The organism is Deltaproteobacteria bacterium (assembly GCA_028818775.1).
GTDB lineage: Bacteria > Desulfobacterota > Binatia > UBA9968 > JAJDTQ01 > JAJDTQ01.
Genome location: JAPPNE010000143.1, coordinates 1 through 10,775 on the forward strand (window position 1 = coordinate 1; position 10,775 = coordinate 10,775).

The following is a 10,775-nucleotide window of genomic DNA, read 5'->3' on the forward strand; positions in this document are numbered from 1 at the left end:
AACGAAAAATCCTCCGCATATTATGCTGCGAATTAACCAGACACCACACTAGCCGAACTCGAAGAAACGTACTATCAGCAGGGCGAAGAGTCGGGTTCTCCCGTACATCTTCGGCAAGAACGCCGGCGGGTTGTCGACGGGTTGCCCGAGGCCGATTCCGAATCGGAGAGGGGTAAGGAACCAATGACACGCATGCGGTGCACGATCCGACGCACGGCTTCGAAACGGCGTGCCCGCCGAGCAGCGGCTCGAGCGGTGGGTACCCCCACCGTAGTCCTGGCTCTCGCCCTCGCGCTCGCGGGTTGCGGCACGAGCGCGACGGTGCACCCGGTCGATGGAACCCCCGATCTCAAGACGGAAGAGCAACGACGCGAGGAATACGCCGGTCACGAGGAGTTCCGCAACCAGCATGGGCTCGCCCGGATCAAGGCGCACTACGCCTACGCCCGCGGTGCGACCGGCGAGGGAGTGACGCTCGGGATCGTCGACAGCGGAGTCGATCCCGATCACCCCAAGTTCGAAGGCAAGCTCGAAGCGAGCTACGTCGGGGACTACGATCCCGATTTCAGCACCTGCGACGAGGTCGGCCCCGACGGCGCGTGCCTCAGTGCGCTGGGACATGGAACGCTGGTCGCGGGGATCATGGCCGCCGCACGGCACCGGACGCCGGACGCGGGCGCGGCAGGCGGGCCCGCCATTCACGGGGTCGCTTTCGACGCCAGGGTCATATCGGTGGGGGTGGGATCGCGCGACCTGGAGGAAGTCATCGACGAGATCGTGGCGGAGTACCCGGAGGACCCCACGCCCGAGCAGATCGCGGAGCTCCAGGCGCGGGTCCTCGATGTCGAAGCGCAACTCGAGAGGGAACTGGAGCGGGACACCGGGATCGCCTTCGTCCGCCTGAACGGCCGGGTGACGGCCGTCAACTGCAGCTTCGGTCTTCCCGGCAACATCGAGCACTTCGGCGCGCAGGAGTTGCGGGAACGCTTTCCCAACGTCATCGAGGCGATGGCGCAGGCGGATACCGCGGCCGGCAAGCGCACGGTATACGTATGGGCGGCCGGCAACGCCCACGGCGAGTTGGAACCGGACGGGTCGCCGGTATCGGCGACCTCGGTCGAAATCCTGCCCGGGCTTCCGGTGCGGATCCCGGAGTTGCGAGGTCATTCGCTGGCCGTCGTGGCGACGAACCCGCAAGGCACGATCGCCGACTTCTCCAACCGTTGCGGGATCGCGAAGGAGTTCTGTCTGGCCGCGCCCGGCGTGGACATCACGAGCGCCGCGCCGGCTTTCCACTGCGAGGCTGGTGCATCGCAGTGTTTCATCACGGTCGAAGAGGCCGGCACCTCCTCCGCGGCCCCGTTCGTCACGGGCGGGATCGGGCTGCTCGCCCAGCATTTTCGGGGCCAGCTCGGCAATGACGAGATCGTGGAGCGCATTCTCGCCACCGCGGACAGGACGGGCGTCTACGCGGACGCCGACATGTACGGCCAGGGATTCCTGGACCTCGATGCGGCGACCCGGCCGGTCGGAGAAAAGCGGATGCTGACCGGCCTCTCGCTCTTCGGCTCATCGTCACCGGAGGCACGGAGCGCCCTGCACCTGGGCCCGGCCTTCGGGGATTCCCTGGTGCGCGGACTTGCTTCGGCCCATGTGGCGAGCTTCGACGAACTCGATGCGCCGTTCGTCCACCGTCTCGGCGATTACCTTCGGCCGGTGGGCTTTGCCGGTCGCTCGCTCGGCGAGCGCCTGAGAGCGTTGGGACGCGATCCCCGCGGAACGCCGTGGGAGGTGGACGGGCACGGGTTGCAGGTGCGCCTCGACGTCGTCCCGACCGTGCACGGTGCTGGTGTCGGCGACGGCCCGGGCGTCGCCTTCGCGGAGCATGCTGTCGGAGGTATGGGCACGATAGGGGCCGGGCCGTGGGCAAGCCCGGCTGCGCTCGCTTCGCTGTCGGTCACGCACGATTTCGGCGGCGGCCGGCTTGCGCTCGGATACCGCAGCCGGCTGGCCTCGCGGTTCGGCTTGGGACCGGGAGAGCTCACGCCGGGCACGTTCACGGACGCCGGCGCATTCGCCAATCCCTATCTCGGTTTCGCCCGCAACGGGACCAGCCTCGGTTTCGCATCGTCCCTGGGCACGGGCTCGGTTCAGGCCGCGGCGTTCGCGGCCACGGGGCGGTACGGCGGCCGGGAGGACGCACACAATGCGGGGATCACGGGCGCCCTCACCGAGTACCGCTTCGGTGGGCTCGCCGATTCGGGCCTCTCGTTGCAGGTGGGATGGATGTCGGAAGCGAACGGAGCGGTGGGGAGCCGGCCCGACGGCGCCTTCGGCGAGTTTCATACGGGGACGACCCTCACGGGGCTCTCGGCGTTCCGTCGTCTGAGCGGGGGCTGGACGGTGCTGGGAAGCGCCCACGCCGGCGTGCACCGGACGGACAGCCGGCGCCGGGGCATCGTGCGAGGGATATCGGGACTTTGGAGCGGCGCCTTCGCGGTCGGCGTCGTCGGCCGGGATGTCGCCCGAAGCGGCGACCGGCTTGCGTTCCGGCTGTCGCAGCCGCTGCGCGTCGAGACGGGGCGTGCGCAGTTGCGATGGGTGTCCGGGCGAAGCCCTGACGGACAGGTCGAGATCGAGCGGGCGGATCTGGGCCTCGAGCCCTCGGGCCGCCAACTCGACTTCGAGGTCGCGTACTCGCGTCCCTGGGCGGGCGGCCGGGCGCACATGGCCGCGATCGCCTCGCAGGACGCCGGACACGTGGCAGGCGAAGGGGAGGTCTCAATCGTCGCGCGCTACAACCGGCGGTTCTAAGAAACGCTCAACGGTCCCACACTTCATGACATAATAGACGATAGTATTATCAAGTAGTTATGAGTGATTCGCGAGGTCGATACTTGGTCGGCGTGGACGTCGGCGGCACCTTCATCGACCTGATGGTGTCCGGCGGCGGCCGCCGTCTCCTTCGCAAGACCCTGTCCGATCCCGACGACCGCGCGGGTGCGCTGCTCGCCGGTCTCGAACTCGTGGCGGAGGAACTGGGCCTGTCCTTGCGGGAGTTCCTGCAACGCACCGACAGGATTATCCACGGCAGCACCATCGCCACCAACGCCCTGCTGACGCGCGGCGGCGCGCGCACGGCGCTGCTGACCACGGCGGGTTTCCGGGACGTGCTCAACATGCGGCGCGGCGTGCGCTCGGACCTGTACGACCCCAAGCAGGCGCCGCCCGATCCGCTCATTCCCAGGCAGCGGATTCATCCCATCGCCGAGCGCGTGAACGGGGACGGTGCGGTGCTGGAGGCGGTGGGCGAGGAGTCCGTCAAGCAGGCCGTGGCGGCGGTGCGTCGGGACGGGGTCGAAAGCGTTGCCGTTGGGTTCCTGTTCTCCTTCGCCAACGACGCGCACGAGCGCGCCGTGGGCGAGCGGTTCCGGGCAGCTCTGCCGGACGTGCACGTCTCACTCTCCAGCGAGGTGTTGCCGGAGGTTCGCCTCTATGAACGGCTCAGCACCACCGCGGTCAACGCCTACGTGACCCCGGTGTTGGCGGACTACCTCGAATCCCTTGAGCGGCGGTTGGCGGACAAAGGGTTCCGTGGCCGGTTGCTGGTGATGCAGTCGAGCGGCGGCGTCATGGGACTGGCTCCGGCGGCCCGGTTCGGCGTCCGGAGCATCCTGTCCGGGCCCGCCGCCGGGCCGGTGGCGGGCTTGTGGTACGCCGGTCTCCACGGCATCACCGACGCCATCACCACGGACATGGGCGGCACGAGCTTCGACGTGTGTCTGGCCAACCGAGGCGAGGTGGAGGTGACCAAGGAGATGGAGATCGCGGGGCACCGGATCGCCCTGCCGATGGTGGCGGTGCACACCATCGGCGCGGGCGGCGGCAGCATCGTGTCCGTGGACGGCCGGGGACTGCTGCGGGTGGGACCCGAAAGCGCGGGCGCCACTCCGGGTCCGGTATGCTACGGCCGGGGCGGCGCCCGGCCCACGGTGACGGACGCGGATCTCCTGATCGGTTACCTGAGCGCCGAGCGGTTCTGGGGCGGACGTCTCCGCCTCGACGAGGACACTGCACGGGAAGCGTTTCGCCGTCAGGTAGCCGAACCCCTGGGCATGGACGTGATACGCGCGGCCTACGGCGCCCATCAGGTGGTGAATGCCAGCATGGTGGACGCCATCCGGGAGGTGTCCGTGCGGCGCGGACACGACCCGCGCCGGTTCGTGCTGGTGGCCGCGGGGGGCGCCGGCCCCATCCACGCCTGCGCCATCGCGCGCGAACTGGACATCGGGCTGATCCTGGTGCCGCGGGAAGCGTCGGTGATGTGCGCCGCGGGCCAGCTTCTGTCGGACCTGCGCCACGACTTCGTGAAGAGCTGCGTCATGTCGCTGGAACGGCTCGACCGGCACACGGTGGAAGAGTACTACCGGGATCTGTGCCGCGCGGCCGAGGAGGCGCTGCTGGCCGAGGGTGTCCCGCGGGCTCGCATTGCGCTAAGCTGCGCCGCGGACGTGAGGTACGTGGGACAGTTCAGCGAGGTGGAGGTCCCCGTGACGGGAACCGAGTTGACGGAGGACGCCGTGGCCGGTGTGGCGCGTGACTTTCACCGCATTCACGAGATGCTGAACGGCTACAGCATGCCCGAGGCGGCGGCCGAGATCGTGAACCTTCGAGTGGTGGGAAGGGGGCTTGCCGACGCCGCGCCCATGCCCGCCCGGAGCGGCGACGGCGGCGCCTCCCTGACGGGCCGCAGGAACGCGTTTTTTGACGACGAGTTCGTCGAGGTGCCGGTCCACGACGGGCACCGGCTGGCCGCCGGCGAGAACGTGCGCGGCCCCGCCATCGTCGAGCAGGAGACCACGACGGTGGTGCTGCCGCCCGGGTTCCAGCTCGCCTGCGACGCCTACGGCAACTATCTCGTGCACCCCGACACGCACAGCCTTCAGGAGAGCCTGGAACGGCTTCGGCGCGCCGCGAGTGCTTCGCCCGGCTCGACATGATCGAACCCCGCACGACCATGGACCCCATCCTCCTCACGGTCATCACCAACCGTCTCGAGGGCGTGACCCGCGAGATGGGGGCGGGCATGCTGCGCAGTTCGCGCTCGCCCATCTTCGCCGAGAACAAGGACTTCGTCACCGCGGTGTTCGACCGGCGCCTGAGGCTCGTGGCGCAGACCGCCTACATCCCGGTGCTCATGGGCGCGAGTCCGTTCGCGGTGAAGGCCGTCAGCGACCACTTCGGCGACGACGTGGAGCCCGGCGACGTGATGATCCTCAACGATCCCTACCGCGGCAACAACCACGCGCCGGACATTTCGGTGTTGAAGCCGGTGTTCTTCCAGGGGAAGCTCCGGTTCTGGGTGCTCAGCCGGGGGCACCATGCGGACATCGGCGGGGGCGGCGCGGCCGGACGCAACCCGCACGCGGCCACCGCGTGGGAGGAAGGGCTGCGGATACCTCCGGCGAAGCTTTACCGGGGCGGCGTCTACAACCGGGACGTGTGGGAGATCATCCTGCTGAACGTGCGGCTGCGCGCGCTGGTGGAAGGCGACCTCCAGTGCCAGGTGGGCGCGTGCAACGTGGGCGAGCGGGCGCTCGGGCAGATGCTCCAACGGTACGGCTGTGAGAGCGTGGACCGCGCCATCGACGAGGTGCTGGACCGGAGCGAGACGCAGATGCGGGAGCGCATCGCCGCGGTGCCCGACGGCGTTTACCACGCGTCTCGGCAGCTCGACCACGTGCTGGAGGACGGCGACGCCGGCCGGCGGCCGGCGATCCGGCTCCGGGTCCAGGTGGAAGGCGAGGGGCTGCACGTGGACTTCACCGGTTCCGACCCGCAGATCCCCGTCTACTACAACAGCTCCTACGCCAACACGGTCTCGTCCTGCTACATCGGGCTCTTCTCCACCATCGCCCCGGACGTGGGCGTGAACGAAGGCGCCATGCGCCCGGTGTCGGTGACGGCGCCGGAGGGATCGCTGGTCAATCCGCGCGAGGGCGCGCCCACCACCCAGTGCACCGTGGCCACCTGCGCCACCATCGTGGAGGCGGTGTGGATGGCCCTGTCCGAGGCCATGCCGGAGCGGGCGCAGGCGGCCTGGGCGCGCACCAACGCCGGGGCCGGCACCGCCCTCAACCGCAGGACCGGCCGGCCGGGGGCCTTCATCCTCCATTTCGCCAAGGGCGGCGGCGGCGCTACCCACGGCTTCGACGGCTGGAGCCACATCAGCCCGGTGTCGTCCATGGGCGGCAGCCGGGTGCCGGACCCGGAGCTCTACGAGCTGACCTTCCCGCACCGCATCCTCCAGTACGAGTACCGTCCGGACAGCGCCGGCGCCGGCGAGTGGCGCGGCGGCTACGGCGCGGTGTTCGCCGTGCGTTTCAACGAAGAGGGCACCGCGCTGTCCGTGCAGATCGGCAGCGGCACCGAGGAGACGGCGCCCTTCGGGCTGGGCGGCGGCGCCGCGGCGGCACCCGGGACGGTACGCGTGCGCGGGCGGGACGGCCGGGAGTTGGAGTTCCACCGGGCCGCCATGCACCACCCGCGCGCCGGCGATGTCGCCGAGATCCGCTCCGCCGGGGGCGGAGGCTATGGCGATCCCCGCGAACGGCCGGTGGAGGCCGTCCTGGACGATGTGGCCGGCGGGTTGCTGTCGCCCGAGAATGCCCGGTTGCAGTATGGAGTGGTTGTGGACGCCGTTACGGGAGGCGCGGATATGGAAGCGACTCGAAGGTTGCGGGAAGGGCGGCGCGCGGCGGAAGGGGACCCGGGCTCCTGATCGCTTGACCGGCATACCCCGTAAAGGGGCATAATGACCGCGCACGACACGGCGTCATCAAGGAAACTCTGGAAGGGCCAGCAGGAGGGGATCATGTCGAGGATCATCACACGCGCGCTCACGCAGGAACAGGACGGCGTGCCCGGCTTCATCGCTTCGCCGGAACGGTCGGCGCCAGGCCCGGCCCTGCTCATCGTCCATCACCACTACGGCGTCACGGGCCACATCAAGCACATGGCCTGCGAGTTCGCCGAGGCCGGCTACACCGCCATGGTGCCGGCGCTCTACGACATCCTGGGCTTCTCCGACTTCCACGACGTGCAGAAGCAGACCACGGACGGCCGCTTCGTGGAGGTCATCGGCCAAGGCTGGCGCTACCTCTGCGGAAGGGATGATGTGGACGAGAAGCGCGTGGCGGTCATGGGCCTGTGCATGGGCGGGCGCATCGGCATCCACTTCGTCGCGGCGACGCCGCGGGTCGCAGCGTACCTCGGTTACTACCCCTCGGTGCGGGACGAAGGCCCGAGCGAGCTCAGGCCGCGCCACCCCAACGAGTCCGCCCGGGAGATCCACTGCCCGTCCATGATCCTGTTCGGCGGCCATGACCGCGTGGCGCCCGTGCCCGTGCAGGAGAAGCTACGGGCGGCCTTCCTGGAAGGCACGCCGGACGTCGAGTGGCACTTCTTCCCGCCGGCCGGCCACGGCTTCGCCCTGGCCGACGGCGACGCCTACGACCCCGCGCTGGCCAAGCTTACCTGGCCGCTGTCCGTCAACTTCCTCGACCGGGTGCTGGGAGTGGAAGCCGTAGCCACGAGGATGCGTTCGGTCGCTTGAGCCGGACGCCATGCCGACGCCTTCGGGTGCGGCTGCGGTAGGGGCGGGTTTCAAACCGGCCCGCGGCCGTCTCGGTACGCGATCGAGAAGCGCTTCACCGCTCACCCTCCCACCGGCGGCGTGCGCCGGAACCAGCCGGCCGCCTGCTCGTAGGCGTGGGCGGCGCGCAGCACCCGTTTCTCCCGGAAACGCGGCCCCACGAGCTGGAGCCCGATGGGCAGGCCGCCGGAAGAGAAGCCGCAGTTGACGCTCAGGGCCGGCAGCCCGGTGAGGTTGAAGGGGGTGGTGAAGAGCGAGCGGAAGTTCACGCCCGGGCTCTCGAGGCTGATGTCCTGTCCGTCGACTTCCATGACGGCCCGCTTCGATTCGTCGATGGTGGGGGCCGGTACGGCCGCCGTGGGGGCGGCGATGAGGTCCACGGTCCTGAAGACCTCGTCGAACTCCCGGCACAGAAGGCGCCGCAGGCGCTGTGCGGCGACGTAGGCGTCGGCGGGGATCAGCATGGAAGCGATGTTCTGGCGCAGCAGGCGCGGGCTGTAGTCCCGCGGCCGAGCCGTGAGATAGGGCAGGTTCTCCGCCACGTTCTCTGGCCGCGTGATGCAGGGCCAGACGAACCGTGTCGTGTCCAGGAGCGGGACTTCCACCTCCACCAGCCGCACGCCGAGGGATTCGAGCTGCCGTTGCGCCTCTACGAACGCCTCCCGCACCGCCCGGGTCATGTACCGGTCGAAGTAGTCCTTGACGATCCCTACCCGGATCCCTTCGATGCCCGCGTCGAGGCCGTCCTCGTAGTCCGGCACCGGCTCGTCGGCGCTGTTGGGATCCTCCGGGTCTTGGCCCGCGATCGCCTGCAGGATCAACGCGCAGTCCCGCACCGTCTTGCTGAACACCCCCAGGTGGTTGGTGCTGAAGCCGCCGTCGCCGGGCACGTGCCCGAACCGGCTGATGCGCCCATAGGTGGGCTTGAACCCCACCGTGCCGCACAGCGAGGCTGGGTTTCGCACCGACCCGCCGTTGTCCGTGCCGATGGAACCCAGGCACAGGCTCGCGGCCAGCCCCGCCGCCGACCCGCCGCTGGAGCCGCCGGCGATCCGCTCCGTGTCCCACGGGTTCCGGGTGGTGCCGTAGAACGGGTTGATGGTGGTGCCCCCGTTGGCCCACTCGTGCATGTTGGTCTTGCCCAGGATCACCGCCCCCGCCTCTCTGAGCCGCGCCACGGCCGTAGCGTCCGACTCGGGAACGCAGTCCTCCAGCACCTTGGAACCCGCCGTCGTGCGGATGCCCCGCGTCGCGATGTTGTCCTTGATGGACAGGGGAACGCCGTGCAGCGGCCCGCGATACTTGCCGTCCCGTATCTCCGCCTCCGCGGCCCGCGCGTCCGCCAGCGCCTCCTCCCGCGATACCGTGACGTACGCCACCAGTTCCGGGTTCAGGCGGTCGATGCGAGCGAGCATGAGCTCGGTCAGTTCGACCGGCGAGATCTCGCCGCCCTTGAGTTGTGTGGCTGCATCCTGGAGCGTCAGCTCAGCCAAGTCACGGTCGGTCATCACGGTGCCTCCTGCCATGGATTCGCTGCAATCGCCGTTGCGTTCGGGTAACGGAAGCCTAGGTGTACAACGGTCGAGTATTAAGAGTGTCGCTTGCCCGTTGATTGGGACGTCGTTTATGGCATGATGCCTCAGTTACGAGACTCAGCCAACCATGAGGAAAAAGAGCATGCGCATCGCAGCCGTAGACCTTGTCAGCAACACCTGTTTTCCGGCCTTGGCCGCCCAGGAGCTGGGTTTCTATCGGGAGGAGGGCGCGGACGTGGAGATCGAACTGGTCTCCCAGATCGGCGCCACGCGGGCGCTCCGGGAAGGGAGCGCGGACGCCATGATCGCGGGGTCGGTGCACGACCTTCTGCGCGAGTTTCCCGGCTGGAATGGGGCCAAGCTGCTAGTGGCGCTGTCCCAGGGGACGCCGTGGCTCCTGACGGTGCGGGCGGATCTCGAGGCCGAACGGGGCGACTTCAATGCGCTGAAGGGCCTGCGGCTCACGGCGGCGGAGGGGCCGGACCTGGTGTTCAAGACGCTGCTGGCGGCCGGCGGGCTGGACCCGGAGCGCGACGTAAGCATCGTGCATCTGCCGGGGTCCGAGGCGCGCGACGTTTCGTTCGGAGTGTACGCGGCCCGCGGTCTGGAGTCCGGACAGATCGACGGCTTCTGGTCCAACGCCATGGGCAGCGCCACCGCGGTCTCGCTCGGGGTCGGCAAGGTTCACGTGGACGTGCGGCGGGGCGACGATCCCGCTGAGGTCCGCTACTGTACCTTCGCCGGACTCGGGACCACGGACTCCTTCATCGAACGGGAGCCGGAGCAGTGCGCGGCGGCCGTGCGCGCCATCGTCAAGGCGCAGAAGGCGCTGCGCGCGGACCCGTCACGGGCGGCCGAGGTGGGGGAGGGACTTTTCCCCGAGGACGCCACCGCGCTCATCACCGGCATCGTGGAGCGCGACGTACCGTTCTACGAGCCGGCCATTACCGAGGAGGCGGTGGCGAAGCTGAACGCCTTCGCCCAGTCCGTAGGACATTTGCCGGGACCCGTGCCCTACGAGCAGGTGGCCGCGGTGCGGTTTGGGGACTTGTGGGCGGGTTGAGAACCCTCCGCCACTCCCAGCGTCTCTCTCCGTCATTCCCGTGAAAGCGGGAATGACGTTCCTAAACTCCCTCAGAACCCCGCTGCCGGCTCCAGCGCGCCTTCCGGCGGGGTCCGCGTCTCATAGGCCCACTCGGGCATGCGGCTCTCCATGCCGTTGGCGGCCAGCTCCGCTTCGTAGGTCCTCCGGATCTGAGGGTCCTCGTCCATGTAGGAGATGGCGTTGCCGCCGTCGCGGGTGTCCACCGCGCCCACGTCCTTGGCTTGACCGCCCGGGGCGCCTCCGCGCCGGAAGGCCGGTCCGTAGGGGCCGTCGAAGATCAGCAGGCGCAGCCCCTCCGGGTCGGTGCCGAAGTGCTGGTGGAACCAGTCGCCGCGCATGGGCGCGGCGCTGATCATGCCCACGGGCTCGTAGGTCTGCTGCTTGACGTCGTCGCCGCGTCCTTCCTCCCAGGGCCGCATGCCCAGGGTGTCCGGCCACGTGTAGCTGAACCCCTTGCCCTTGATGCACACCAGGATGGCGC

The 10,775-nt window shown here is 69.2% G+C and carries 7 protein-coding genes; 5 read left to right on the forward strand and 2 right to left on the reverse strand.

The features are described from left to right. Nucleotides 1-321 precede the first annotated feature (321 nt). The 4 genes from OXU42_15580 (at nt 322) to OXU42_15595 (ending at nt 7,615) form a co-directional block, all read left to right on the forward strand. The gene (locus OXU42_15580) at nt 322-2,814 is read left to right on the forward strand and encodes a S8 family serine peptidase (GenBank protein ID MDE0030810.1); all 2,493 of its coding nucleotides are present in this window, start codon (nt 322-324) and stop codon (nt 2,812-2,814) included. A gap of 92 nt (nt 2,815-2,906) precedes the next feature. Then, complete coding sequence (locus tag OXU42_15585) at nt 2,907-5,000, forward strand: hydantoinase/oxoprolinase family protein (GenBank protein ID MDE0030811.1); 2,094 nt, start codon at nt 2,907-2,909, stop codon at nt 4,998-5,000. 17 nt (nt 5,001-5,017) lie between these two features. Then, nucleotides 5,018-6,781, forward strand: a complete 1,764-nt coding sequence (locus tag OXU42_15590) for a hydantoinase B/oxoprolinase family protein (protein MDE0030812.1) — start codon at nt 5,018-5,020, stop codon at nt 6,779-6,781. A gap of 93 nt (nt 6,782-6,874) precedes the next feature. Next, entirely contained in the window at nt 6,875-7,615 is a 741-nt protein-coding gene (locus tag OXU42_15595) for a dienelactone hydrolase family protein (protein ID MDE0030813.1), read from the forward strand. Between the two features lie 101 nt (nt 7,616-7,716). On the opposite strand, the gene OXU42_15600 is transcribed toward OXU42_15595, so the two are convergent. After that, the gene (locus tag OXU42_15600; protein MDE0030814.1) at nt 7,717-9,162 is read right to left on the reverse strand and encodes an amidase; all 1,446 of its coding nucleotides are present in this window, start codon (nt 9,160-9,162) and stop codon (nt 7,717-7,719) included. Nucleotides 9,163-9,331: 169 nt separating this feature from the next. On the opposite strand from OXU42_15600, the gene OXU42_15605 reads away from it, so the two are divergent. Next, nucleotides 9,332-10,252: an ABC transporter substrate-binding protein gene (locus OXU42_15605; protein MDE0030815.1), complete on the forward strand. Its 921-nt coding sequence runs from the start codon at nt 9,332-9,334 to the stop codon at nt 10,250-10,252. 71 nt (nt 10,253-10,323) lie between these two features. On the opposite strand, the gene OXU42_15610 is transcribed toward OXU42_15605, so the two are convergent. Further along, on the reverse strand, nt 10,324-10,775 hold a 452-nt coding region (locus OXU42_15610; GenBank protein ID MDE0030816.1), incomplete at its 5' end, for a cupin.

Excerpts from the sequence above, each read along its gene's own strand:
- OXU42_15590 (MDE0030812.1), top strand. The coding sequence starts at position 5,018 with ATGGACCCCATCCTCCTCACGGTCATCACCAACCGTCTCGAGGGCGTG.
- OXU42_15595 (MDE0030813.1), top strand. The coding sequence starts at position 6,875 with ATGTCGAGGATCATCACACGCGCGCTCACGCAGGAACAGGACGGCGTG.
- OXU42_15600 (MDE0030814.1), bottom strand. The coding sequence starts at position 9,162 with ATGACCGACCGTGACTTGGCTGAGCTGACGCTCCAGGATGCAGCCACA.
- OXU42_15605 (MDE0030815.1), top strand. The coding sequence starts at position 9,332 with ATGCGCATCGCAGCCGTAGACCTTGTCAGCAACACCTGTTTTCCGGCC.